This is a genomic window from Streptomyces sp. NPDC044106 (assembly GCF_056433985.1).
On sequence record NZ_JBWKFZ010000004.1, the window covers coordinates 432,459 to 457,025 of the forward strand.

Sequence of the window (24,567 nt, forward strand, 5' to 3'; positions counted from 1 at the left end):
GGCGCCCACCGCCCGCGGCGGCGAATGACCAGCGGGGTGCGGACGACGGCCTTCTCTCCACCACAAACCCGGCAACACGGCGGCGATACGGGGTAGTTGACATGCCGACACAGGTCGGGCCGAGGGGGCTTGGCCGCGACGTATGAACGGGGCGCTGCGATGATGAGTCTCGCTGTCTCGGCCACGGTGATGGCACGCGGGAACAGCATGGACGGGCCGACCGACTGGGCCCTGTTGGCCGGGGTCCTCGTGCTCTACTTGGCGATCGGCTTCGGCCTTGAGTACCGGGCGAAGCGGCGCCGGGGTGCGGACGAGCCGGTGAAGGCGGCGGCGAAAGGGCTCTTCGCGGAGCGGGACGGCAGCGCCGGCGCCGACCCGCAACAGTACTTCGCCAGTCGCATGGTGATGCTGGTGGGCGCCTTGGCCACGGGCCTGGCCGGCTACCTCACGCACAGCGCGCCCACTGCCGTGCAGGCCCTGGTGATGAGTGCGGTGGCGGTCGTGGCGATCTCCGCGTGGGCGTACTTCGACTACCGCACGGAGCCGCGAAACGAGTCGTGACCTGACGCCGGTCCCCGGCTGGTCCCCAGAAATGATCAAGGGCCGGTTTCGGATGTCTCCGAAACCGGCCCTGATCTGCGACTGTCTCCAGTCGGGACGACAGGATTTGAACCTGCGACCCCTTGACCCCCAGTCAAGTGCGCTACCAAGCTGCGCCACGTCCCGTGGTGATCGGTGCGGTGTTCCGCGTGATCACAGGTAGAACTCTACCCCACGTCGGAGGGTGCTCCGTTCTCCGGTGACCGTCGTCAGCCACGCGCGACAATCGACGTATGAGCACCGCACCGGAACCGCACGACAGTGGCCGTCAGCGTGATCGCGACGAGGAGGGGCGGGCCCGCAATCAGCGGCCTCGTGACGGGCTCGGCCGGCCGCTGCCCTATGGCTCCGACGGGGTGCCGCGGCAGCCGGAGGGGGTCGTCCGGACCCCTGAGGAGTCCGTCGTCGAGGCGCAGGCGCTGCTGGACGCGGGGCGTCCCTTCCACGCGCACGAGGTCTTCGAGGATGCCTGGAAGGCGGGGCCCGCGGCGGAACGCGGGCTGTGGAAGGGGCTGGCTCAGCTCGCCGTCGGTCTCACCCACTCGGCCCGCGGCAACACCACGGGCGGGGCGCGGCTGCTGCTCCGCGGGGCCGGGGCCGTCTCGGCCTGGAGCGCGGAGTCCGGGCAGCCCCGGCCGTACGGGATGGACGTCGCGGAACTGTGCCGCTGGGCAGAGGCGTTGGCGGAGCGGCTGGGGCGTGAGGGGGCCGCGGTGGACGCGGCGGCTCACGCGCCGCGGTTGCGGGAGGGCTGAGCGGGGTGGAAGGGGCGGCTCACGCGCCGCGGTTGCGGAAGGCTGAGCGGGCCGTGGAGGGGCGGCTCACGCGCCGCGGGTTGTGGGAGGGCTGAGCGGGGTGGGAGGGGCGGCTCACGCGCTTCGTACGGGTCCGCCCACGCGCCTCGTGCGTGTCCGCCCCTGGCGGGCCGCTCGCCACCCTCCCTCCCCCCCTCATCACCGAACCGGCCTCCCCCCACATGCACACCCCCCGCCCCGATGTGAGGGTGGCCGTGTGACCACGACCGATCCGCCGACCGCGTCCGCGTCCTCCCCCGCAGGGGCGCAGGGCCCGGCGCAGGCTCAGGCGCCGCCCGTCCTCGACCGGCGGCGTCGCAACGTCATCTTCGTGACGATCATGCTGGGGATGCTGCTCGCCGCGCTCGACCAGACCATCGTCGGCACCGCGCTGCCGACGATCGTGTCGGATCTGGGCGGGGCGGAGCACATGTCGTGGGTCGTCACGTCCTATCTGCTCGCGGAGACCGTGGCCACGGTGCTCGTCGGGAAGTTCGGTGACCTGTTCGGGCGGAAGGTCGTCTTCCAGCTCTCGGCGGTCATCTTCATCACGGGCTCGTTCCTGTGCGGCCTGTCGACGAACATGACCTTCCTCATCGCCTGGCGGGCGATGCAGGGCATCGGGGCGGGCGGCCTGATGGTCACGTCCATGGCGCTGATCGCCGACGTCATCCCGCTGCGCGAGCGCGGCAAGTACCAGGGTGCGATCGGCGCCGTCTTCGGGGTGTCCACCGTGATCGGGCCGCTGCTCGGCGGGCTCTTCACGGACCACCTGAGCTGGCGCTGGGCGTTCTACGTCAACGTGCCCATCGCGATCGTCGTCGTCCTCGCCGCCGCCCGCACCATCCCCGTGGTGAAGTCCGCCGTGCGGCCCGTCATCGACTACCTCGGCATCGCGCTCGTCGCCATCGGCGCGAGCGCGCTGATCCTGGCGACGAGCTGGGGCGGCAACCAGTACGCGTGGGGTTCGCCGACCATCATCGGTCTCTTCGTCGGCGGTCTGCTCGCGCTGGCGCTGTTCTGCGTCGTCGAGACGCGCGCGGCCGAACCGATGCTGCCGATGCGCCTTTTCGGCAACCCGGTCTTCACGGTCTGCTCGATCCTCAGCTTCATCGTGGGCTTCGCGATGCTCGGCGCCATGACGTTCCTGCCGACGTACCTCCAGTACGTCGACGGGGACTCGGCCACCATTTCGGGTGTACGGACGCTGCCCATGGTCGTCGGGCTGCTCATCGCCTCCGTCTTCAGCGGCAACGTCGTCAGCAAGACCGGTACGTACCGCATCTTCCCCATCGTCGGCGCGCTGGTGATGGCCCTCGGGCTCTACCTGCTCTCGCTGATGGGCAGCGCCACCAGTACGTGGCTGGAGTCGCTGTACATGTTCGTGCTCGGCGCCGGGATCGGGCTGTGCATGCAGGTCCTCACGATCGCCGTGCAGAACACCGTCCCGTACACGGATCTGGGCACGGCGACATCGGGGGTGACCTTCTTCCGTACGCTGGGCAGCTCGTTCGGCACGGCCGTGTTCGGCACCATCTACGCCAACACCCTCGCGCCGAACCTCAAGGACGGGGTCGGCGCGGCGGTACGGGCGGGCGGTGATCCCTCCGTCGTCGGCAAGGCGGCGCAGAGCCCCGCGGGGCTGCACGAGCTGCCCGGGGGCGTCGCCGCGCCGATCATCAAGGCGTACGCGGACACCCTGCAGACCGTCTTCCTGTGGACCGTCCCCGTCGCGCTCATCGGGTTCCTGGTAGCGCTGTTCCTCAAGCAGGTCGAGCTGCGCGACAGCGCGCGCATGGGCGCCCCCGACATGGGCGAGGGCTTCGCGCAGCCGATGAGCGGCGACTCCGGGCACCTGCTGGAACGGGGCGTCGCCAACATCATCGGCAATGTCGGCATGACCACCGCGCGTGGCATCATCCGGGACTCCGACACCCGTCTGGACATCGCGGGCGCCTGGGCGGTCATGCAGGTCTCGCTGTTCACCCGGCTGGTCGGGCACGCGAGTCTCGGGCTGATCGCCGCGCGGCGCAGGATTCCGCCGGAGGTCCTGGTGCCGGTCTTCGACCGCATGGTCGAGGAGGGCTATCTGACCCGTACGGGCACGTACTTCTCGCACACGCCCGCCGGGGAGCGCGAGGCGGAGGTCATCTCCCGGGCGTGGGCCGCCTGGCTGGGCGAGGAGGTCGAGAAGGACCTCGGTCGTCCCGCGGACGAGGAGCTCACCGCGGCCGTCGACACGATCGCCAAGCGGCTGCTCGCCGAGGACCTGGAGGACGGGCTCTCGACCGAGACGTCGGGCGCCACGGTCGCCGTGCGCTGAGAGCCTGTCTTTGGACAGGGCTCAGCGCAGCAGCAGTTGGAGGCCGCCGAGGACGGTCGCGCCGATCACCAGCTGTTCGAAGAGCCGCTGGTCGATGCGGTGCACGGTGTACTTGCCGAGGACCGCGCCCGGCACCACGAACAGCACAAGGGCCGCGTCAAGGAGCAGTGAGCGGGCGTCGATCAGACCGAGGCCCACGCTGAACGGCACCTTGGACGTGTTGACGATCAGGAAGAACCAGGCGGACGTGCCGAGGAAGCCCAGTTTCCTGAAGCCCGCCGAGAGCAGGTACATCGACAGCACGGGGCCGCCCGCGTTGGCGACCATGGTGGTGAAGCCGCCGAGTACGCCGTAGGAGGGGGCCTTGAGGCGGCTGCCCCGCTGCCCTGCTTCCTCCGCGGGCTCTGCTTCCTCCGCGGGCCCCGCCTCCGCCGCCGATCTGCGGCGGGCGACGGTGACGGCCGCCATGAGCAGCAGGATCACCCCGATGGACATGCGGACGACGGCGTCGTCGGCCCACCTGAGGAAGAGCGTGCCGAGGACCACTCCCCCGGCGACGGCGGGGAACAGCCGCCACAGGGTGGGCCAGTGGGCGTGCCTGCGGTAGGTGAGCACGGCCAGGATGTCGCCCGCGATCAGGATGGGGAGCAGGACGCCGGTCGACGCGCGGGCGGGCAGGACCGCGGCGAAGAGCGCGAGGCTGATGGTGTTGGCGCCGCTGACGGCGGTCTTCGAGAAGCCGACGAGCACCGCCGCCGCGGCGAGTGCGGCGAACTGTCCCGGTGCAAGATCCCATCCCATGCGGGCATTGTCGCGCGCGTTCGTCCGTGCTTCCCGCGCGCCTCCTACGCGCTGTAGTGGGTGCGCAGTTCGCGCTTGAGGACCTTCATGCTGGGGCCGAGCGGAAACGCGTCGGTGAACTCCACGCGGCGCGGGTACTTGTGGCGGCCCAGGTGCTCCTTGGACCACTCGATGATCGCTTGTGCCGTCTCGGGCGCCGGGTCGGCGGCGGGGACGAGGACCGCGCAGATCTCCTCGCCGTGCACGGGGTCGGGCAGGCCGATCACGGCGGCCTGTGCGACGGCCGGGTGGCGCATCAGGACCTCTTCGACCTCGCGCGGGTAGACGTTGAAGCCGCCGCGGATGATGACGTCCTTCTTGCGGTCGACGATGGTCAGGAAACCGTCGGCGTCCTTGGTGCCCAGGTCGCCGCTGCGGAACCAGCCTTCGACCAAGGCCGCGGCGGTCGCCTCGGGGCGGCCGAGGTAGCCGGAGAAGACGTTGTGGCCGCGGACGACGACCTCGCCGACTTCGCCGGTGGGCAGGAGTTCGACACGGTCGTCGATGTCGGCGCGGGCGATCTCCACGTCGACGCCCCAGAGGGGGTGGCCGATGCTGCCTGCCCTGGTGCCGAAGTCGGGCTGATTGACGGAGGCGGTCGGGGAGGTCTCGGAGAGCCCGTACCCCTCGTACACGGGAGTGCCGAAGGCCTTCTCGAAGCGTTCGAGTACGGCTACGGGCAACGAGGCGCCGCCCGAGATGCAGATCCGCAGCCGGGGCAGCTCGACGGCGTCCGCTGCGTCCGCGGCGGCCGCCACCAGGCCGACGTACATGGTCGGCACACCGTGGAAGGTGTTGACGCCCTCCGCGACCATCAACTCGATGGCGCGGGCGGCGTCGAAGCGCGGCAGCAGGACGAGTGTCGCGCCCGCCCGCCACGTCGAGTTCATGGAGACGGTCTGGCCGAAGGCGTGGAAGAGCGGCAGGGCGCCGAGGGCGACGTCGTCGGGGCGGACGTCGTTGGCGTCGAAGGCGTTGACCGTCGCGTTCATCACCAGGTTGAAGTGGCTGAGCACAGCGCCTTTGGGGACGCCCGTGGTGCCGCTGGTGTAGAAGATGACGGCCGGGTCGTCGGCTTCGCGCGTGGCGTACGTGGTGAGGGGCTCGGCGGCGCGGGCCAGGGTCTCCAGCTCGCCCTCCTCGCCGAGCCGCAGCATGCGTACGCCGGTGGCCTCGGCGGCGGCCGCGCCCGTCCGCGCCTGCGCGGGGTGGCACAGGAGCAGGGTCGCGCCGCTGTCCCGCAGCACGTGCTCGACCTCCTCGGCGGAGAGCAGCAGGTGGACGGGTACGACGACTCCCCCGGCGGCGAGGACGGCGTAGTAGGCCTTCGGGAACTCGGCGGTGTTGGGACCCATCAGGGCCACCCGGTCCCCCGGCCGCACGCCGAGCCCGGCGAGGGCCGCGCCCTGGGCACGGGCCTGACGCCACAACTCCGCGAAGGTCAGCCGCACTTCACCCTCGACGAGCGCGATGCGGTCCGGGTGACGGCGGGCGGGTTCGGCGAGGATCGCGGCGAGGGACAGCGTGGCCATGAGGGGAGGGCTCCGTTTTCGTGGGGCTTGCGGTGGATCCTGGCTCGTGGGGGGGGCGGGACGTACCGAGGGGGCGACCTGTTCGCCGACAGCGGCGGCGCACATCCGCCGCCGTCGGCCGCGCACCGTGTCCGGGGCGCGCGTGAACCCGCCGTCAGTCGCGCTCGACCAGAAGCGCGCTGCCCTGCCCCACGCCCACACACATGGTGGCGAGGCCGCGCGTGGCGCCGGTGCGGCGCATCCGGTGCAGCAGGGTGGTGAGGATGCGGGCGCCGGAGCAGCCGAGCGGGTGGCCGAGGGCGATGGCCCCGCCGGTCGGGTTGACCAGCTCCGGGTCGATGCCGAGGGCGTCCACGCAGGCCAGTGCCTGGGCGGCGAACGCCTCGTTGAACTCGGCCTCCTGGACGTCGTCGATGCCCCAGCCGACACGGTCGAGCACCTTGCGGGTGGCGGGGACGGGCCCGAGACCCATGACGTCCGGGTGGACGCCGGCAGAGGCGCCGGCCGCGTACCGGCCGAGGGATTCGAGGCCGAGGTCGTTCAGCGCCTGCTCGCTGACCAGCAGCAGTCCGGCCGCCCCGTCGTTCATCGGTGAGGCGTTGCCCGCGGTGACGGTGCCGTCCTTGCGGAAGACGGGGCGCAGGCCGCTGAGCTTCTCGTACGAGGTGTCCTCGCGCACGCATTCGTCCGTGGCGACGACGACGCCGTCCGGGCGCGTGACGGGGAGCAGCTCGTCGTCGAAGTGGCCGTCCTTGCGGGCGGCGGCCGCGCGCTGGTGGCTGCGCAGGGCGAAGGTGTCCTGGCGCTCGCGCGAGATACCGTGCCGCCCGGCGACCTCCTCGGCGGTCTCGCCCATCGCGAGGACGCCGTGCAGGTCCTTCATCCTCGGGTTGGTCAGGCGCCAGCCGAGGCGGGTGTCCGCGGTCTCCATGCGGTGCGGCAGCGCGTCGTCCGGGCGGGGCAGCACGAAGGGAGCGCGGCTCATCGACTCGGAGCCGCCCGCGAGGACGACGTCCGCCTCGCCGGAGGCGATGGTGCGCGCGGCGGTCGTGACGGCTTCGAGACCGGAGGCGCACAGCCGGTTCACGGTCGCGCCGGGCACGGATTCGGGGAGGCCCGCGAGGAGGGCGGCCATGCGAGCCACATTGCGGTTGTCCTCGCCCGCCTGGTTGGCGGCGCCCCAGTAGATGTCGTCGATCCGGGCGGGGTCCAGCTGGGGGATGTCGGCGAGGAGTCCCCTCACGACGCCCGCTGCGAGGTCGTCGGGGCGGACTGAGGAGAGGGCGCCGCGCAGCTTCCCGATGGGGGTGCGGCGGGCGGCGGCGAAGTGAACGGTGCGCACGATACGGCTCCGGATCGTTCTGCGGGGACTCACTGCGTAAGAGGACTCGCTATGTAAAGGGACTCATCAGCTAAATTAGCGCTGCTAGTTTTGGAGTCTATGCGGGAGGCGGGGGCAGGGGAAGGGGGGACCAGGTCAAGGTCGTCGGCTCGGTGAGAACCCGCCGAGGGTGATCCGGACCGCGCCGCCCCTGGGGTCCACCCTTGCCGTCCAGTCCCCGGAGATCCGGAAGGGCCGGTTCGGGACGGTCTGGCGGCGGGGGCGGGCGCGGTGCAGGGTCCTGCCGTCCTGTGTGACCAGCAACGTCGGGCGCGCCACGGACTCGGCGGTGCAAAGCGTGATCTCACTCGCGGGCTCACCCGGTGTCAGGCGGTTCGGGGCGACCCAGGCGAGCGGGGCCGTGACGCGCAGCGGCACCGACGTCGCGGGCCAGTCGCCGTCGAAGAGGTAGCGCCGCACGGCCGCCGCCGCCAGTGCCCCCTCGCGCGCCACCGCGCGCGCCGGTTCGGCGGCGTGCAGCACGTTGCCGACCGCGAAGACACCGCGCCTGTCGACGCGGAAGGCGGCGTCGATCGCCGGTCCCCGCGTGCCCGGGTCCATCAACAGGCCGCCGCGCCGGGCCAGCTCGTGGTCGGGGACGAAGTCGCCGGTGAAGACGACCGTGTCGCAGGCGACGTACGCCGTCCTGCCGTCGCGGTGCCGCAGCCGGACCCCCGAGATGCGGCCCCGGCCGAGGAGCTCGGTGACGGTGGTGTTCGTGAGCAGGGGCACCCCGCGCCCGAGGCGGGCTTCGAGGGCGCGGGTGCGCGGGGCCTGGTGGCGCGGGTGTTCCGTGACCAGCGCGGCGACGGTGATACCGGCCCGCCGCAGCGTGTCCAGGGCCGCGAAGCCCACCGGCCCGGCGCCGATCACGACGGCTCGCCTGCCGATGTACTGATGGTGCAGGTGAACGGCTTGCTGGAGCTCGCCCGTGGTGAACACCCCGGCGGGTCGGGTGCCCGGCACCAGGCGGGCGGCGCGCGGCCGTTCGCGGGCACCGGTGGCGAGGACGACCGCGCGGGCGGTGATGCGCTCCAGGCCGCCGGGGGTTGTTGCGTCCAGGGTGAGCGGGGTCGAAACGTAAGGAGTGAGCGGGGTCGCGGCATCCGCGGTGACCGGGGGCATGGCGTCCCGCGCGAACGGGATCGCGGCGTCCGGGCCGTACGGAGACGCGGCGTCCCGCGCGAACGGGATCGAGGTATCCAGACCGTACGGAGACGCGGCGTCCCGGGTGAACGGGATCGAAGCATCCGCACCGTACCGAGCCTCGGCACCCCGACCGAACGGCATCGCGGCGCCCGAACCGTACGCAGACACCCCATCCCCCGCGAGCGGCCCCGCGCCCTCCAGGTCGCCCGGCGCCCCGGTGTCCGGCCTGCGCGGTGGAGCCGCCCAGCCCGTCACCGTCACGCCGGTCCGCAGGATCGCGCCCGCGCGCACGGCCGCCGCCACACAGCGCTCCGCGTACTGCGGCCCCGCCAGCCCGGGGCGGCCGAAGCCGCCGTGCAAGCAGTGCCGGGGGATGCCGCCCGCCTGCCGCTCCCGGTCGACCACCTCGACCTCGCCGACGCCCGCCGCGGCGAGCCCGGCCGCGGTGGCGAGGCCCGCGGGGCCCGCGCCGACGACCAGGACATCGACGATGCGCTCACGCCTCATCGCGCCGCCACCTCCCGCCCCGCTCGTAGAGTTCGCGCACCTCGGCACCGCAGTAGAAGCCCTGGCACCGGCCGCCCCGCGCCCGCGTGCGGCGGCGCAGGCCGTCCAGTGAGCCGGGCGGTACCGTCGCCGCGAGGGCGTCGCGGATCTCGCCGCGCGTCACCCGCTCGCAGTGGCAGACGATGTCGCCGTACGCGGGATCGGCCGCGATGAGGTCGGCGCGGTGATACGGGCGCGGGAAGGCCTCGCCGAGGTTCGGCATGCGGACGGGCGGCAGGTCGCGGGAGGCGCCGGGGTCCAGGCCCGTGCTCGCCAGCAGACCGGTGACGTGTGCCGCGATGGCCAGGGACGCGGTGAGGCCGGTGGAGCGGATGCCGCCGACGGTGACGTAACGCTGCGCCTTGTGGGCGCTGATGCGGTAGTCGTCGTGCTCGGTGGCGGCGCGGAGTCCGGCGTAGACCGCGGTGACCTCCTCGTCGAGCAGTTCCGGCAGGATGCGGCGGCCCTTCTCGCGCAGCGCGGCGACGCCCTCGGCCGTCGACCCGGTGGCCGTCTTGTCGTCCAGCTCCTCCGCGGTCGGACCGAGCAGGACGTTGCCGTACACGGTCGGGGCCACCAGGACGCCCTTGCCGAGCGCCGTGGGGACGGGCAGCAGGATGTGGCGCACCAGGTCGCGGGCGAGCTTGTCGAAGACGAGGAGCTGGCCGCGGCGCGGAGTGACGGTGAAGTCGTCGTGGCCGAGGAGCCGGTCGACGGCGTCGGAGTGCAGGCCGGCCGCGTTGACGAGGTGACGGGTGCGGACGGTGCCGCGGCTCGTGTGCAGCAGGTGCCCTTCGCCGGTCGGCGTGACGTTCTCCACCCGGCAGTTGAGGAGAAGGTCCACTCCTGCCCGTACGGCCTGGGTGGCGTAGGCGAGAGTGGTGGTCCACGGGCAGATGATGCTCTCGCCGGGGACGTCGAGCGCGCCGAGGGCGCCGGGGCCGAGGTGCGGCTCGCGGACCCGGGCCTCCGCCGCGCCGATGATGCGGGCCGCGCCGTAGCCGTTGCGCTCCGCCTTCGCCAACAGGTCCGGCAACGCCGCGAGTTGGTCCGCGTCCCAGGCGACGAGCAGTGCGCCGACCGGTTCCACGGGGATCCCGCACTCCGCGGCGTACGCGGCGAGCAGCCGTCGCCCCTCGCGGACCAGGCGGGCCTCCAGAGAGCCGGGCACCGCGTCGAACCCGGTGTGCAGGATCGCCGTGTTCGCCTTCGACGTGCCGTCACCGACATCGTTCGATGACTCGATCAGGGCGATGCGCAGGGCCGGATGGCGGGCCAGTTCACGGGCGACGGCCGAGCCGACGACGCCGGCGCCGACGACCGCCACGTCGTACGTCACGTCCGGCGGCGCGCCGCGCCTGGTGAGTGCCATCAGGGCGTACGTTCCGTCAGCGCCGTGACCGCCGAGCGGAAGCCCGCGAGGCGTTCGGACGCGAGGTCGGCGTCGATCCGCGGTTCGTAGACGGCGGCGGGCCGCCACTCCGGTACCGCGTCGGCGACCGTGAGCGAGGGGTCCAGGCCGATGCGGGCCACGGCGGCCGCGCCGAGTCCGGTGACGTCGGGCAGCGCCGAGACCTCCACGGGAAGTTGGAGCAGGTCGGCCTGGGTCTGCATGAGCAGGGCCGACCGGGTCAGGCCGCCGTCGACGCGCAGGGTCGTCAAGGGCTGCCCCAGGTCGTCGGCCACCGCGTCGGCGAGCGCGACGACCTGCGCGCAGATGCCCTCGCAGAGGGCGCGCACCAGGTGTCCCGCGGTGGTGTCGAGGCCGAGCCCCGTCAGCGATCCGCGCAGGTCACCGCGCCACCAGGGCGCCGCGAGGCCGGCGAGCGCGGGCACGAAGGTGACGCCGCCCGCATCCGGTACGGCCGAGCCCACGGGGTCGAGATCCTCGGCGCCCGCGATCACGCCGAGGTCGGTGAGCCAGCGGACGGCTGACGCGACCGTGTAGACCTGCCCGTCGAGGCAGTAGCTGCTCCGGCCGGCCAGCCGCCAGGCGACGCAGCTGACGAGCCCCGACGCGCCGCGCCGCGGGCGCCCGCCGGTCTGGGCGAGCAGGAACGCCCCTGTTCCGTAGGTGCACTTGGCGCTGCCCGGCGTGGTCACGTCCTGAGCGAGCAGGGCGGCCTGCTGGTCGACGAGGAGGCCGGTGACGGGGAGCTCGGGGCCGAACGCGGTGGTCGTTCCGACCGGTCCCGCCGCGTCGACGACGCGGGGCAGGTGCTCGTCGGCGAGCCCGTAGAGCTCAAGGGCGCGCGGCGACCACTCGACGGTGTCGAGGTCCAGGAGCTGGGTGCGGCCGGCCGTCGCGGCGTCGGTGACGTACGCGCCGGTGAGCCGGTGGACGAGCCAGGCGTCGCTGGTCGTCACCACGCCCTGCCGGGTGCGGTGGCGGCGTATCCACGCCATCTTGGGCGCGGCGAAGTACGAGTCGAGCGGCAGTCCGGTGAGGGCTTTCAACTCCTCCGCGTGGGCGGAGAGTCCGTCGCAGACCGACTGCGCTCGGCGGTCCTGCCAGACGAGCGCGTCGGTCAGGGGGTTCCCGGTGGCCGGGTCCCAGGCGAGGACCGTCTCGCCCTGGTTGGCGAGGCCGACGGCGGCGACCGGTTCGCCCGCGTCGGCGAGCGCCCGGCGGCCCGCGTCGACGACGGAGGCGAACAGCTCGGCGGGGTCGGCCTCCACCAGGCCGCCGGGCAGGAAGCGAGGGCGTACGGGCGCCGTGCCCGAGCCGATCACGCCACGCTCCGGGCAGACGACGAGGGCCTTGGTCCCGGAGGTGCCCTGGTCCACGGCGAGCACGGGCCGCTGCGCCGGGGGCCGCCGGTCATAGGTGATCACCGCGGCAGACTGCTACAGCGGCCCGGAGTGCGTCAAGAGATCGAAAAGACATCGGAAAGACAGAGACTGCACGCCAAATGTCCGTTCGGCGCGCCGTGTTGACAAGTAAGGGTCACAAAAGATCCACGAATGGCCTTGGATCTGGAGAACTCGGCTCTACACTGACCGCCGTGCCACACCGTCAACTCCCTTAACAAATGCACCGCTTATCCCATCAGCCTCCGCCCTCTTCCCCCAACAGAGGACTCATGCCCATGCCGTCAGGCCGCCCGGTGTACCACCCGGCGGGCCACGACGCAGCGTTGCGCGCAGTGCTCCAGGACCTCAGGACCGGTCGCTGGGTCTCCACCCGCAACCTGCTGACCGAGACACCCGACTGGGGGCTGTGGACGCAGCGCACCCAGGTCCTGGCCGCCGCCGTGGCCGGTTCCGACGTGGTACGGGCCTGGCGCGCCGAGGAACCGCACAGCGCGTCGGGCGCCGTGCTGTACGCGCGGGTCCTTGTCGAGCGCGCCCTGCGCGCCCATCGCACGGAGCACCGGCAGACCAACGACCTGTGGCGCGAGGCCGTCACCGCGTGCGGCGAGGCCTCCGCCCTGTCGCCCGAGGACCCCGTGCCGTGGGTCTGCCTGCTGGCCCTGGCCCGGCTCGACGTGGGCCAGCGGTGGGACGAGCACCGGGTGGCGCCGCCCGAGCCGATGCTCTTCCCCGGCCCCTGGCAGCTGCTCGCCGAGGCCGACAAGCGGGATCCGGGCAACCGCGAGGCGTACCACCGGATGCTGCAGTTCGTGTACGGGCGCCGCGCGCGGGGCCCGCTCACCGAGGCGTACAACTTCGTGCAGTGGGCCTCGGCCGCGGCGCCCGCCGGCTCCCCGCTGCACCTGCTGCCGCTGTACGTCCGGGTCGAGCGGTACCGCAGGGAGGCCGGGCAGGAGCAGGCCCTCGACCTGCACTGGATCTCCGAGGACGCCACGCGCGCCGCGCTCCTCGCCCTCCAGTTGTGGTTCGACCACACGACGCCCGCCACCGCGTCGCTCCTCGACCTCAACCACCTGGCGCACGCGCTCTGGGGCGCGCACCAGTTCCACGACGCGTCGCGGGTCTTCCAGGCCCTCGGCCCGTTCTTCACCACGGTGCCGTGGGCCTACCGCACCCACTCCCCCGCCGACGCGGACGCCGCCGCCGAGGTCTTCGTCCAGGCCCGCACCCGCTGCTTCAGCGCCTCCCGCGGTCCGGGCTAGACCCGGAACCGCCCACTCGCCCCGCACGTCCCCGCAGCCGCCCACCGGAGGTCCCACCGTGTCCCGCACCACCTGGTCGTCGAGCACCGCCCCAGCGCCAGTGCCCGCCCAGGACGAGGAAGAGCGACTCAGAGAGCTCGGCTACCAGCCCGTCCTGGCCCGCCGCATGGGCGGCTTCGGCAACTTCGCCATCAGCTTCTCCGTCATCTCCATCCTGTCCGGCTGCATGACGCTGTACGGCTTCGGCATGGGCACCGGCGGCCCCGCCGTGATGCTCTGGGGCTGGGCGGGCGTCGGCCTCTTCGTGCTCTGCGTGGGCATGGCGCTCGCCGAGGTCACCAGCGCGTACCCGACATCGGGCGCCCTCTACTACATGGCGGACCGGCTCGGCGGACGCCGGTGGGGCTGGTACACGGGCTGGCTGAACCTGCTCGGGCTGCTCGGCGCGATAGCCGGCATCGACTATGGCGCCGCGCTGTTCACCGGCGCGTTCCTGAACCTGAAGTTCGGCTTCACGCCGACCACGGAGAAGACCTTCCTGATCTTCCTGTGCATCCTGCTCCTGCACGCCGTCCTGAACCTCTTCAACGTAAAGCTGGTCAGCCTCCTCAACTCGATCAGCGTGTGGTGGCACGTGGCCGGCGTCGCCGTGATCGTCGGCGTCCTCGTGATCGTGCCGGACCACCACCAGTCGGCCTCGTTCGTCTTCGGCGAGTTCGTGAACGACACGGGCTGGGACAACCCGCTCTACGTGACGGCGATCGGCCTGCTCCTCGCCCAGTACACCTTCTGCGGATACGACGCGTCCGCCCACCTGTCCGAGGAGACCTCCAACGCCTCGGTCACCGCGGCGCGCGGCATCGTGCGCGCCATCTGGGCGTCGTGGCTCGCCGGTTTCGTCCTGCTCGCCGGGCTGACCTTCGCCATCCAGGACTACGTGGGCGCCCAGGAGAGCGCCACCGGTGTACCGCCCGCCCAGATCATGATCGACGCGATCGGCGAGTCCGGCGCGACGGCGCTGCTGCTCATCGTGATCGTGGCGCAGCTGTTCTGCGGCAACGCCGAGACCGCCGCGGCCAGCCGCATGGTGTTCGCGTTCAGCCGCGACAACGCGCTGCCCGGCTCCGCGCTGTGGCGCAAGGTCAGCTCCCGCACGCAGGTCCCGGTGCCCGCGGTGTGGCTCTCGGTGGGCCTGGCGGCGGTCATCGCCCTGCCCTCCCTGTACTCGACGACCGCGTACACGGCGGTCACCGCCATCAACGTCATCGGCATCACCCCCGCGTACGCCATCCCGATCTTCCTGCGCCTTCGCGCGGGCGACCGCTTCCGGCCCGGCCCCTGGAACCTGGGCCGCTGGAGCAAGCCGGTCGGCTGGATCGCGGTACTCTGGGTGGTGTTCGTGACGGTGCTGTTCTGCCTGCCCCAGTCCTCGCCTGTGACGGTCGACTCGATGAACTACGCCTCGATCGCGCTGGCCGTGGTGCTGCTCCTGGCCACCGTGTGGTGGTTCGTGGCACGCCGCTCCTACAGCACCCCGCAGGCGTACGGATCGGACCGCGAGCAGGCGGAGGTCGCGGAGAACATCGTCTGAGAAGGAGGGGGCCCGGTCGACCCGGGCCCCAATCCCCCTACACCGGTCGGTCGTCGAGGATCTTGTGGAAGAGCCGGTGGTCACGCCAGGCGCCATTGATGTGCAGGTAGCCCGGCGCCATCCCGTACTCCACGAAACCGCACTTCGCCAGCACGCGCTGCGACGCCGTGTTGTCGAGGAGGGTGCACGCCTCCACGCGGTGCAGGCCGAACTCGCCGCCCGCTGCCGCGCAGACGTACCGCACGGCGGCGGAGGCGAGGCCGCGGCCCACGTGTTCGGCGTCGATCCAGTAGCCGAGGCTGCCCCTGCGCGCCGGGCCCAGCACGATGTTCGTCAGCTCGGTGTGACCGACGATCTCCCCGTCGCTCTCGAGGACCCAGTGCGCGGACCGGCCCGCGCGGCACTCCTCCAACTGGCTCCCGATCCGCTCCGCCTGCCCCTCCGTGGTGTCGAAGGAGGCGGGCCTCACCGGCTCCCAGGGGCTGAGGTGGGCACGGTTGCGGCGACGGGCCCCGGCGAGTCGCGCCGCGTCGTCGAGCGTGAGGGGCCGGATGAGGACGCCCTGAGCGAGGGCGGCGGAACCAGTGATCATGCCCGCAGCGTACGAGAGTCCGATCCGTCCCCGGCAGTCGTCGGGCGAGGTCAGCGCCCGCCCGCCACCCGCAGGACCGTGCCGGTCGCGTACGACGCGTCGTCCGAGAGCAGCCAGGACACGGCCCCGGCGACTTCCGAGGGCTGACCGGAGCGGCCCAGCGGGATGCCCGCCGCGAGTTTCGCGGGGCGCTCGGGGTCGGTGTGGAACTCGGTCCAGATGACGCCGGGGGCGACGGCGTTGACGCGGATGCCGTCGGTCGCGACCTCCTTGGACAGGCCGACCGTCAGCGTGTCGACGGCGCCCTTGGCGGCCGCGTAGTGCACGTACTCACCGGGGCCGCCGAGGGTGGCCGCGGCGGACGAGATGTTCACGATGGCTCCGCCGCCGTGGGCCCGCATGTCCCGCACCGCGCGCCGGGCGCAGAGCAGGTAGCCGAGGACGTTGACCTCCAGCGCCCGCCGCATGCCCTCGGCGTCGGCGTCGGCGAGCGGGCCGACGGGACCGCCCACACCGGCGTTGTTGACGAGTCCGGTGACCGGGCCGAGTTCGGCGGCGGCGGTGTCGAAGAGGCGGTCGACGTCGCTCTCGTCGGCGGTGTCGACCTGGACGGTGACGCAGCGGCGGCCGGCCGCGCGGACCGTCGCCGCGACCTCGTCGGCGGCCGTGGCGTTCGAGCGGTAGCCGATGACGACGTCGTGGCCGTCCTCGGCGAGACGGGCGCTGACAGCCGCGCCGATACCGCGGCTGCCGCCGGTGACGACGGTGACGGGCTGGTGCTGCACAGGGGACCTCCGGCTCTGGGTGGCTGACTGTCGCGCCGCCCGGACGCGGGGGTCGCCCGCGTCCGGATCACGCCGTCATCCTATGAAGCGGTGCTCCTGACCGGCCGGGAGGGCCGGGTCGAGGCGGATCAGGGTGGCGCGGCCCGCGCCGCGCCGCAGCCGCAGGACATTGTGGCCCGGCACCCACTGGACGACGCCGTGATGTGCGCGCAGCTGGGCCCGCAGCCGTTCCGGGTCGGGCGTGCGCAGCGCGGCCGGGGCGCCGAGGGTCGGGCCGAGGACGTGCAGCGGGATCAGTCCGTCGTCGCGTACGTCGTAGGAGGAGAGCAGTACGTCGACCTGCCGTGCGGGAGAGGCGGGGGCTTGGTGCGAGTGCGTCATGGTGCGCCTTCCGGAGTCGTGGACCCCGGGTGTCGCCGACCCCGGTGATCCGCCGTTCCCCGCGCACGTCGCGCGGGGCGGGTCGTCACCCGGGGCACCCGCGACGGAAGCGGGGTGCCGTCCAGCGAGCCGGGGCTTGACGCTGGAACTCATGACCCGCACCGACCGTAACACGCCCTTCCGGCGGCCCGCCCGGGGTTTCCGACGACCCCGAGCAGGCTCACCGCGGGCGGACCTACCGCGCCTGGGCGGGAGTGACCGCGTCCTCCGGAGCCGCCTTCTCCGCGGGCAGGCTGTCCATGAACGAGCTCACCGAGAAGACCGCGTTGCCGGGGCCCGCCGGGCCGTAACCGGGCGGCGACGTCAGGCCGTTGGCCTCCATCGTCGCGCGGTAGGCCTCAAGGAGGCGGACGTGGTACTCCAGCGGCGCGCCCTGCGGATTCGCCTTGCCCAGCGGCGTCGTCGGCTCCGGGCACCACGTGGTGAAGCGGGGCGTGATGCCGCGCGACATGAAGTACTGCAACCCCTCGACGGTCGAGTCGATGGCCTCGTCGACGGTCTTGAAGCCAAACGGTTCTGCCATCTCCACGCCCGCCACGAAGTTCGGGATGACGTTGCGCGGCCCGAACACCTCGGCGGAGTCCAGGATGCGGCGGTGCCACTCGTCGCGCCCGACGTAGCGCTCCTTGCCGGGGCAGTACCGCTCGAACAGGTACGGGTCCCACACCTCGTAGTTGGGGTGGTAGATCCGCACGCCGTAGTCGTGGAAGCGCTGCACGTCCGCCTTGGGCAGCGCCTGCGCGACGACCTTGCCGATCCAGCGGCCGGGGAAGCGCTCCTCGATGGCCTTCGCGTACTGACCGTAGAAGTCGGCCTCGTCCTTGCCCTGGAGCTGCGTGGTGATGGCGCCGCCGGTGAGCGTGTACGCGGTGGAGGACTTGTTCGTGTCGTACTTGTCGATGATGGCGAGGGCTTCGAGGACCTCGTCCATCGGCTTCACGCCGGTGTAGGGGCGGCCCGCCGCCTTCTGCTGGCGCCAGTTGTGGTTGATGTCGCAGTACTGGCACTCCTCCTTGGCGCCGAAGTACTGGCAGACCCGGAAGACCGTCAGGTAGATCAGGTAGCCCCACTGGATGGTGGGTGCCACCTCCATCACGGACTTGCCGTTCTCCAGCGTGTGCCGGTAGTAGTCCGGCATCGGCGGCAGGCCGACGTCGGAGATCCGCACGCCGTCCAGGTAGAGGCCGAGGACGCCGTGGTCGTCGGCGGCGACGCGGTAGGGCGAGCCGGGGTTCACGCGCACCGAGACGACGGTGCGGCGCAGCTCGTAGGGGCCGCCGGTGAGGACGATCTCCTCCGGCGGGCGGCGCAGCGCGGCGGCGCCGAGCTCGGGCAGCGTGCCGTGGTCGAAGGAGAAGATGAAGTACGACTTCGGCTTGACGTCACCGCCTTCGTTGTCGCTGAGCGCCGACTCGTCGAAGGCGATGCCGCCGCGCAGCAGATCCTCCTTGATGACGGCTTCCCGCGGCACGTGCGGGAACCGCTCCATGAGTGACTCGATGAGCTCGGTACGGCTCTCGCTGCGGCTTGGCATGGGCCGGGCACCTCGGATCCTGTCGATCGATCTGTTCCGTCCACGCTAATACCCGGCCGATCCGTTCCGGATCCGACTCCGGTCGCAGCGTGCCTCCGCCGCAGGTCTATCCTGCGGAGCCGGGTACGATTCCCGGCATGCCTCCCGCCGATCCGTACATACCCGCCCCGAAGTGCGGAAACGGGACGCGCGACGCTGCCGTGCAGACTAGAATGAACACTCCCGAAGCGGGCAGCGGGCAGCGGGCAGCGGGCAGCGGGCAGCGGGCAGCGGGCAGCGGGCAGCGGGTCCCGTCCCGTCGTGGCTCCGTCCGGCGGTGAGAAGCGCGTCCTGTTCGCCGCCCGGTCGGCGACCGCCCTGCACCGGCTCCTCGACGTCCTGCCGGTCTTCGCGGGCGACGAGCGCGTCCGCCGCCGCTTCACCCTGGTCCCCGGCTCCGACTTCGGCGCCGACGCCCTCTCGGCGGTCGAGCGGGCCGGCGGGCGCACCCTCCCCTGGGCCGAGGCCCTGGCCCAGTCCCACGACCTGATCCTGACCGCCAGCCCCAAGGGCGGTCTCGCCGGGCTGCGCGGACCGCGCGTCCTGCTGCCGCACGGCGCCGGCTACAACAAGGCCCTGCCCGCGCGGCCCGGCTCCGGCGACTCCGCCTCCGGCATGGACCCGGCACTCCTGATGGCCGACGGGCGCCCGCTGGCCCGCCTGCACGCGCTGGCCCACCCCTCCCAGGCGGCCCGCCTCGCCGCCGAGTGCCCTCCGGCTGCCGCACGCGCGACCGTCACCGGCGACCCCACCCTCGACCGCGTCCTCGCCTCCCTGCCACGGCGCGAGCGCTACCGGAGCGCCCTGCGCACCGGCGGCCGCAAGCTGGTCGTCCTCACCTCCACCTGGGGCGATCACTCCCTGATCCGCCGCCACCCCCGCCTCCCCGCCCGTCTGGCGGCCGAGCTTCCGCACGACACGTACCAGCTGGGCCTCGTCCTGCACCCCAACGAGCACAGCAGGACAGGAGCGTTCGACCTCGCGCAGGATCTCGCGCCCGCCCTCGACGCGGGCCTGGTCGTGGCCCGCCCGTACGAGGAGTGGGCCGCGCTGCTCGTCGCCGCCGACGTCATCGTCACGGACCACGGCTCTGCGGCGCTGTACGCGGCGGCGGCCCGTGATCTGCCGATGGCCGCCGTGGGCGACGGTGGCGGGGAGCTGATCCCGGGCACCCCGATGGCCGAGCTCCTCGCGCACATTCCGGTGCTGGGTTCGGTGGAGCAGCCGACCACGGCCGACCTGGAGCGTGCTGTCGAGGGCCACAGGCCCGGCGTCCCTGCCTCCGTCGCGGGGCAGGCGTTCGCCGAGCGCGGCAACGCCGTACGCAGGCTGCGCGAGGAGATGTACCGGATTCTCGGCCTGACCCCGCCGGCCGATCCGCCCGAGCCGCATCCGTTGCCCGATCCGGCACGCCCCGGCCGGGGCCCCGCCGCCTTCGCCGTGCGGGTGGAGCGGCGGGGGCCGCACGTGTGCGTCGAGCGGCGGCCCGCACGGTCCGACGCCCCCGCGCATCATCTGGCCGTCGAGGCGGACCGGGCTTCGGGCACCCAACTGCAGAGCGCCGGGCTCCTGTTCCGCCGTTCCGGCCCCTCCCCCGAACGCGCCGCGCGGGGCGAGGCCTGGACGGTCGACGGGTGGACGCGTCACGTGCTCGCCGAGCAGGCCGGGCCGCGCACGGTCGCCGTCGCGCTGAGCGCCTCGTACTGCCTGGTGCGCAGGACCGGCGGCGTGCTCCTGTCCGTGCGCGTCGAACCGCACCTGGCCGCGGACGGCCGGGTGCTGCGCGCCGATCCCGCGGCCGTACTGTCCGGCGTGCACGCCTGGCTCGTGGAGGAAGGACGCGATGTGCCTGTGCCCGCACAGGGGGTGACCGTCTTCTGCGCCGTCGCGGACCGCGTGCACCGTGCGACGCTCACCCCGGCCACTCCGGACGAGGGCCGGCAGGAGCTTTAGACCCTCAGCTGCGTCAGAGGCCCCGCTGCCTCGATCCGGGGGCCGGTCAGGCCAGGCCGCCGCCCCGCTCCCGTACGTCCCGCGCCGCACACCGGAACTCCGCCGCTCCCGCCGCGTCCCCGCACTCCTCGGCCAGCTCCGCCAGCGCGTCGAGGACCCGCAGCTCCTCGCGGGCGGACTCGTCGAGGCGGGCCTGCTCCAGCGCCTCGGCGTAGAGCGCCCTGGCCTCGCTCCGGCGCCCGAGGCGTCGCAGCACCCGGGCGAGCGCGAAGCCGGTCCTGGCGACGAGCCGGGCGCGCCCCAGCTCCTCGGCTCGCGCGTGGGCGTCGGTCAACAGCCCTGCGGCGAGGTCGAGTTCACCCAACTCCGTGTGGGCCTTGCCGAGCAGGTAGGTCTGGAGCATGGCCCCGTAGGCGTTGCCGATCTCCGTGTGGATGCGCCCGGACGCCTCGAAGTCGGCCGCCGCCGACGCCCACTGGCCGCGGGCCGAGCCGAGCAGTCCCCGGAACTCGACGACCGAGGCGCGCAGCTTCTTGTTCCCGGGCTCGTCCCCGAGCGTCTCGGCGGCCGCCGCCGCGAGCCGCAGTTCTGTCTCGGCGTCGTCGTGGCGCCCCTGCTCCCACAGCGGGCGCGCGAGCTGGCAGCGCATGCGGACCAGCGCGGCGAGCGGGCGTCCCGCGCGCAGTGCCGCGTCGCGTCCGGTGCTGAACGTCTCGATGACCTGCGTGAGGCGGGGGTGGTCGAGGTAGTGCGTCCACAGGGGTTCGCACAGGGCCCAGGCCTCGTCGTCGAGGCCGCGCGCGTGGGCGACGCGGACGCAGTCGTGCAGGGCGAGCCGTTCGGCCTCCAGCCAGTGCAGGGCCTTCGCCTTCCGCCGCTTCTCGCCGTCGGTGGGGGTGATCCCGAAGTCCGTGTCGGGGGTGTCCGGGAGCGCCGGGACCGGTGCGGCGAAGGTCATGCGGGTTCCGGCGCGGAGCAGGTCCGCGCGCTGCGCCTGGCGGAGGTACCAGCGGATGACGCGTCGCCTCGCCTCGTCCGCCGCGCGGCCACCGTCGTCCCGGCGCGCCCGGTCCGCGCGGCGCACGGCGTGCGCGCGCAGCAGATCGTGCAGGCGCAGCCGTCCGTCGTGCCCGCGGGCCAGGAGGCTCGCCCGCACCAGCTCGTCGAGGGCGTCCTCGGCCTCGTCCTCTCCCCTGCCGAGCAGCGCGGTGACCGCTTGGGGGTCGATCCAGGGCCCGGGGTGCTCGACGAGCAGGCGGTAGAGCGTGGCGGCGCCGGGGGTGAGGTCCTGGTACGCGGCGTCCCATACGGCCTCCACGGTGGGCACTCCGTTCGCGTCGAGTTCGGCGGCGAGTTGGGCGGTGAGACGGGCGAGCCTGCGGGTGCGGTGCTTGCGCAGCCATTCGGCGGCCACCTGGAGGGCGGCGGGCAGGCCGCCGCAGATCCGGGCGAGTTCGGCGGCCGACGCGGGGTCGGCGGTGAGCCGCGGGTCGTCGGCGATCCGGCTCAACAGCCGCTCGGCGTGCGGCTCTTCGAGCGGGTCCACCGGGAGTTCCAGGTCCACTCCGCCCTCGACGTCGAACAGCGTCTGCCTGCCCGCGGCGACGACGACGCTCTCCGCGGATGAGGGGAGGAGCCCGCTGACCTCGGTGCCGGTACGGACGTTGTCGAGGACGAGGACGAGGCGCCGCTTGCCCGTCTGTTCCCAGTACTGCCTGCGACGACGCGGCGCGGGGCCCTCCAGCAGGTCGCTCACGCCGAAGGACCGCAGCAGCTCCCCCATGACGTCGGCCAGGTCGGTGCCGCCGTCGGGGCGGTGGTCGTCGAGGTCGACGTACCGCACGACGTAGGAGTCGGCCGCTGCGAGGCGGTGGGCCAGGTGCACGGCGAGGGCGGTCTTGCCGACGCCGTGCACCCCGGTGACCGAGACGACGAGGGGCCGGCCGGCCGCTCTGGGGCGGGCGGCGGCGCCGAGCGCCAGCGAGCGCTGGTCGTCGCGGTCCTCGAAGTGCCGCACATCGGGAGGCAACTGATGGCACATCACTTCACCGTCGTCGGGCCCGTCGCCCCCGTACAGGTTCAGGACCTCGACACGGCCCGTCTGGACGACCGTCCCGACCCGCGCCTGCCCGCCCACCGTGTTCCGCGTCCGCTCATCATCCACGGCCCAACTCTAGGGCGTGTCCTCCCATCCCCGTCGTCGCCCGGAGGATGGGCCCGCGCCACACGGACGCAGCCCTTCCCCGCTTCACCGCAGGTCGAGCGGCACCGGGACTCCACTGCGGGCCGAGGCGTAACCGGCCTCCACGATGCGCAGCGTGCGCAGACCGCCCTCGCCGTCCGCGACGGTCATGCCGCCCTCCTCCGGCCCGTACAGGAAGGCGCGCAGCATGAGCTCGTCCAGGTCCACGCCGAACGGCACTTCGGTGCCGCGCCCCCGGCGTTCGCTGAAGCCGTGCACCTTCTGGTCGAAGGCGTCCATCTCCAGGGTGGCCCGCTCGCCGACGACGGTGAGTTCGAGGCCGCCCCAGGAGTGGTGGGAGCGGGGGTGGGACCAGCTGCAGTCGATGGTGGCGACGGCGCCGTTGGGGTAGGTCACGCTGACCAGGCCGCTGGTCTCGGCGGCGACCTCGTCGGCGTACAGGAGGTTGTTGGTCTGTGCGTAGACCTCGACGGGCAGGGCCTCGCCGAAGAGGTCGTCGAGGAGGTCGGCGATGTGCACGGTGTGGTCCATCAGGGCGCCGCCGCCGGAGAGTTCGGGCTCGGCGAACCAGCGGCGGGCGCGGGTCGGCATGGCGCCGTTGTTGGCGCCCGACACTCTGAGGACCTGCCCCGCCTCCCCTGAGGTGACGGCCGCCTTCACGGCGGCGTACGCCGGGCTGAAGCGCACCGGGTAGGCGATCGCGAGCCGCACTCCTGCGGCGCGGCAGGCGTCGACCATCGCCTCGCCGTCCGCGACGGTGGCGGCAAGCGGCTTCTCGCAGAGGACGGGCACGCCGTGTGCCGCGGCGAGTTCGACCAAGGGGCGGTGCCGGGCGTTCTCTGAGCAGACGATGACCGCGTCCGGGCCCCAGGCGAACGCCTCGTCGTACGTGTCCGTGTAGGCGGCGCCCGACGCGTCGGCGACGGGGCGTCCGCGCACCTCGCCGGGGGCCGCGAGGTCGGTGTCCGGGTCGCTGCCCAGGACCTCGATGCCGGGCATGCGGGCCAGGAGGCGGAGGTACCCGGCGGCGTGGACGTGGGCGAACGACAGGACGGCGACCTTCATGACCTTCATCGCGCTGCCTCCTCGTACTTGACGACAGGGGCGGCCCCGTTGACGGAGGCGCTCCCGACGTCGGGCGCGGTCGCGATGGCACGGCCGAGCTCGATGACACGGCCGGTGCGGCTCGACTCCACCGCGGCCTCGGCGATCCGCACCGCTTCGACGCCGTCGCGGGCGCTCACCCGCGGTTCGGGGCCGCCCTCCTGCCAGGACGCGGCGAACTCGCGGAGTTCGGCGAGGAACGGGCTCTCGGTCATCGGGCTGGACGGGATGCCTTCGTTCGCGGCCCGTACGCCCTGTGCGGTGATCCGGAAGCCGGGCACGGCCGTGGAGTCGTGGTGCAGCAGGCCGTCGGCCCCCGCGACCCGGAACGTCGTGCGGAACTCCTGGTCGGGCAGTCCCCACAGTCCGTCGATGTGGCTGACGGCACCCGACGCGTGGGTGAGGACGGCGGTGGCGGTGACGACCTCGGGCGGGCTGCCGGTGGCGTGCTCGACGCCGCGGGTCCTTGCGTGCACGCGGACCACGTCGCCCGCGAGCCAGCGGGCGATGTCGATGTCGTGCACCATCAGGTCCATGATGACGCCCCCGGACTGGGCCGGGTCGCCGAACCACGGGGCCCAGCGGGGCCGGGCCCCGCCGCGGGTGAAGCGCAGCACGGCGAGCTCGCCGAGGTCGCCGCGGACGACGGCCCGCCGCAGGGCCGCGTACGCAGGGAAGTAGCGCACCACGTGTGCGGGATGAAGCCGTACGCCCGACGCGTCGGCGGCTGCCGCGAGCTCCGCGGCGTCGCGGGCGGTGAGGGCGAGCGGCTTCTCGCAGACGACGTGCCGGCCGGCGGCCACAGCTGCGAGGGCGAGTTGCTTGTGGGTGGGGGTGGGGGTGCAGACGTCGACGGCCCGCACGTCGCCGAGGAGGTCGTCCAGGCTGTCGACTGCCCGGACGTCGTGGCCGCGCTCCGCGTACGCGGAGGCGAGCTTCTCCGCGGAGCCGTCGACGGTGTGGATGCTCACGCGGGCGCCGAGCGCGAGCCAGCCGGGCAGATGCGCGCGGGCGATGCCGCCGGCGCCGAGCAGGCCGATGTGGAGCGGTGCCATGGAGGACGGCTGCCTTTCCGTGGGGGGGG

At 73.0% G+C, this 24,567-nt stretch carries 19 protein-coding genes, 1 tRNA gene and 1 riboswitch; of the genes, 6 read left to right on the plus strand and 14 right to left on the minus strand.

Going from position 1 to position 24,567, the window contains the following annotated elements:
• Positions 1-159: 159 nt before the first annotated feature.
• Positions 160-561: a hypothetical protein gene (locus AC07DI_RS09555; RefSeq protein WP_478903369.1), complete on the plus strand. Its 402-nt coding sequence runs from the start codon at positions 160-162 to the stop codon at positions 559-561.
• A 91-nt stretch (positions 562-652) separates the two neighbouring features.
• On the opposite strand, the gene AC07DI_RS09560 is transcribed toward AC07DI_RS09555, so the two are convergent.
• Positions 653-726 (minus strand) — tRNA-Pro (locus AC07DI_RS09560).
• Positions 727-833: 107 nt separating this feature from the next.
• Here AC07DI_RS09560 and AC07DI_RS09565 point away from each other — a divergent pair.
• Both AC07DI_RS09565 and AC07DI_RS09570 read left to right on the plus strand, forming a co-directional pair.
• Complete coding sequence (locus AC07DI_RS09565) at positions 834-1,355, plus strand: DUF309 domain-containing protein (RefSeq protein WP_478903371.1); 522 nt, start codon at positions 834-836, stop codon at positions 1,353-1,355.
• A 256-nt stretch (positions 1,356-1,611) separates the two neighbouring features.
• Positions 1,612-3,717 carry an MDR family MFS transporter gene (locus AC07DI_RS09570; RefSeq protein WP_384247220.1) on the plus strand — a complete coding sequence of 702 codons (2,106 nt, stop codon included), beginning with the start codon at positions 1,612-1,614 and terminating at the stop codon, positions 3,715-3,717.
• Positions 3,718-3,738: 21 nt separating this feature from the next.
• Here AC07DI_RS09570 and AC07DI_RS09575 read toward each other — a convergent pair whose 3' ends face one another.
• The 6 genes from AC07DI_RS09575 to AC07DI_RS09600 form a co-directional block, all read right to left on the minus strand.
• A complete protein-coding gene (locus AC07DI_RS09575; RefSeq protein ID WP_478903373.1) occupies positions 3,739-4,518 on the minus strand; it encodes a sulfite exporter TauE/SafE family protein in 780 nt (259 codons plus the stop codon).
• 44 nt (positions 4,519-4,562) lie between these two features.
• Positions 4,563-6,089, minus strand: coding sequence for a long-chain-fatty-acid--CoA ligase (locus tag AC07DI_RS09580; RefSeq protein ID WP_478903375.1), 1,527 nt, complete (start codon positions 6,087-6,089; stop codon positions 4,563-4,565).
• Positions 6,090-6,243: 154 nt separating this feature from the next.
• On the minus strand, positions 6,244-7,431 hold the full coding sequence (locus AC07DI_RS09585; protein ID WP_478903377.1) for a thiolase family protein: 1,188 nt from the start codon (positions 7,429-7,431) through the stop codon (positions 6,244-6,246).
• A 135-nt stretch (positions 7,432-7,566) separates the two neighbouring features.
• Positions 7,567-9,126 carry an NAD(P)/FAD-dependent oxidoreductase gene (locus tag AC07DI_RS09590; RefSeq protein WP_478903379.1) on the minus strand — a complete coding sequence of 520 codons (1,560 nt, stop codon included), beginning with the start codon at positions 9,124-9,126 and terminating at the stop codon, positions 7,567-7,569.
• Entirely contained in the window at positions 9,116-10,537 is a 1,422-nt protein-coding gene (locus tag AC07DI_RS09595; protein WP_478903381.1) for an FAD-dependent oxidoreductase, read from the minus strand. Before AC07DI_RS09595 ends, AC07DI_RS09590 begins: the two co-directional genes overlap by 11 nt.
• On the minus strand, positions 10,537-12,000 hold the full coding sequence (locus AC07DI_RS09600) for an FGGY family carbohydrate kinase (RefSeq protein ID WP_478903383.1): 1,464 nt from the start codon (positions 11,998-12,000) through the stop codon (positions 10,537-10,539). The genes AC07DI_RS09595 and AC07DI_RS09600 overlap by 1 nt, the downstream gene beginning before the upstream one ends.
• 248 nt (positions 12,001-12,248) lie before the next feature.
• On the opposite strand from AC07DI_RS09600, the gene AC07DI_RS09605 reads away from it, so the two are divergent.
• A complete protein-coding gene (locus tag AC07DI_RS09605) occupies positions 12,249-13,241 on the plus strand; it encodes a hypothetical protein (RefSeq protein WP_384247237.1) in 993 nt (330 codons plus the stop codon).
• Positions 13,242-13,299: 58 nt separating this feature from the next.
• A complete protein-coding gene (locus AC07DI_RS09610) occupies positions 13,300-14,832 on the plus strand; it encodes an amino acid permease (protein ID WP_384247239.1) in 1,533 nt (510 codons plus the stop codon).
• Positions 14,833-14,869: 37 nt separating this feature from the next.
• Here AC07DI_RS09610 and AC07DI_RS09615 read toward each other — a convergent pair whose 3' ends face one another.
• The 4 genes from AC07DI_RS09615 to AC07DI_RS09630 form a co-directional block, all read right to left on the minus strand.
• Entirely contained in the window at positions 14,870-15,424 is a 555-nt protein-coding gene (locus tag AC07DI_RS09615) for a GNAT family N-acetyltransferase (RefSeq protein ID WP_478903386.1), read from the minus strand.
• Between the two features lie 50 nt (positions 15,425-15,474).
• Entirely contained in the window at positions 15,475-16,209 is a 735-nt protein-coding gene (locus AC07DI_RS09620) for an SDR family NAD(P)-dependent oxidoreductase (protein ID WP_478903388.1), read from the minus strand.
• A 75-nt stretch (positions 16,210-16,284) separates the two neighbouring features.
• Entirely contained in the window at positions 16,285-16,590 is a 306-nt protein-coding gene (locus tag AC07DI_RS09625; RefSeq protein WP_478903390.1) for a hypothetical protein, read from the minus strand.
• A 46-nt stretch (positions 16,591-16,636) separates the two neighbouring features.
• A riboswitch (SAM riboswitch) is annotated at positions 16,637-16,747 on the minus strand.
• Positions 16,748-16,825: 78 nt separating this feature from the next.
• Complete coding sequence (locus AC07DI_RS09630) at positions 16,826-18,184, minus strand: radical SAM protein (RefSeq protein WP_478903392.1); 1,359 nt, start codon at positions 18,182-18,184, stop codon at positions 16,826-16,828.
• A 300-nt stretch (positions 18,185-18,484) separates the two neighbouring features.
• On the opposite strand from AC07DI_RS09630, the gene AC07DI_RS09635 reads away from it, so the two are divergent.
• The gene (locus AC07DI_RS09635) at positions 18,485-20,176 is read left to right on the plus strand and encodes a translation initiation factor 2 (RefSeq protein ID WP_478903394.1); all 1,692 of its coding nucleotides are present in this window, start codon (positions 18,485-18,487) and stop codon (positions 20,174-20,176) included.
• A 46-nt stretch (positions 20,177-20,222) separates the two neighbouring features.
• On the opposite strand, the gene AC07DI_RS09640 is transcribed toward AC07DI_RS09635, so the two are convergent.
• The 3 genes from AC07DI_RS09640 to AC07DI_RS09650 form a co-directional block, all read right to left on the minus strand.
• Entirely contained in the window at positions 20,223-22,340 is a 2,118-nt protein-coding gene (locus AC07DI_RS09640) for a hypothetical protein (protein WP_478903396.1), read from the minus strand.
• Positions 22,341-22,424: 84 nt separating this feature from the next.
• On the minus strand, positions 22,425-23,453 hold the full coding sequence (locus AC07DI_RS09645) for a Gfo/Idh/MocA family protein (RefSeq protein ID WP_478903398.1): 1,029 nt from the start codon (positions 23,451-23,453) through the stop codon (positions 22,425-22,427).
• Positions 23,450-24,538: a Gfo/Idh/MocA family protein gene (locus tag AC07DI_RS09650; RefSeq protein ID WP_478903400.1), complete on the minus strand. Its 1,089-nt coding sequence runs from the start codon at positions 24,536-24,538 to the stop codon at positions 23,450-23,452. Before AC07DI_RS09650 ends, AC07DI_RS09645 begins: the two co-directional genes overlap by 4 nt.
• Positions 24,539-24,567: the final 29 nt, after the last annotated feature.

Excerpts from the sequence above, each read along its gene's own strand:
- AC07DI_RS09555 (WP_478903369.1), top strand. The coding sequence starts at position 160 with ATGATGAGTCTCGCTGTCTCGGCCACGGTGATGGCACGCGGGAACAGC.
- AC07DI_RS09565 (WP_478903371.1), top strand. The coding sequence starts at position 834 with ATGAGCACCGCACCGGAACCGCACGACAGTGGCCGTCAGCGTGATCGC.
- AC07DI_RS09575 (WP_478903373.1), bottom strand. The coding sequence starts at position 4,518 with ATGGGATGGGATCTTGCACCGGGACAGTTCGCCGCACTCGCCGCGGCG.
- AC07DI_RS09580 (WP_478903375.1), bottom strand. The coding sequence starts at position 6,089 with ATGGCCACGCTGTCCCTCGCCGCGATCCTCGCCGAACCCGCCCGCCGT.
- AC07DI_RS09590 (WP_478903379.1), bottom strand. The coding sequence starts at position 9,126 with ATGAGGCGTGAGCGCATCGTCGATGTCCTGGTCGTCGGCGCGGGCCCC.
- AC07DI_RS09595 (WP_478903381.1), bottom strand. The coding sequence starts at position 10,537 with ATGGCACTCACCAGGCGCGGCGCGCCGCCGGACGTGACGTACGACGTG.
- AC07DI_RS09605 (WP_384247237.1), top strand. The coding sequence starts at position 12,249 with ATGCCCATGCCGTCAGGCCGCCCGGTGTACCACCCGGCGGGCCACGAC.
- AC07DI_RS09615 (WP_478903386.1), bottom strand. The coding sequence starts at position 15,424 with ATGATCACTGGTTCCGCCGCCCTCGCTCAGGGCGTCCTCATCCGGCCC.
- AC07DI_RS09625 (WP_478903390.1), bottom strand. The coding sequence starts at position 16,590 with ATGACGCACTCGCACCAAGCCCCCGCCTCTCCCGCACGGCAGGTCGAC.
- AC07DI_RS09630 (WP_478903392.1), bottom strand. The coding sequence starts at position 18,184 with ATGCCAAGCCGCAGCGAGAGCCGTACCGAGCTCATCGAGTCACTCATG.
- AC07DI_RS09645 (WP_478903398.1), bottom strand. The coding sequence starts at position 23,453 with ATGAAGGTCATGAAGGTCGCCGTCCTGTCGTTCGCCCACGTCCACGCC.
- AC07DI_RS09650 (WP_478903400.1), bottom strand. The coding sequence starts at position 24,538 with ATGGCACCGCTCCACATCGGCCTGCTCGGCGCCGGCGGCATCGCCCGC.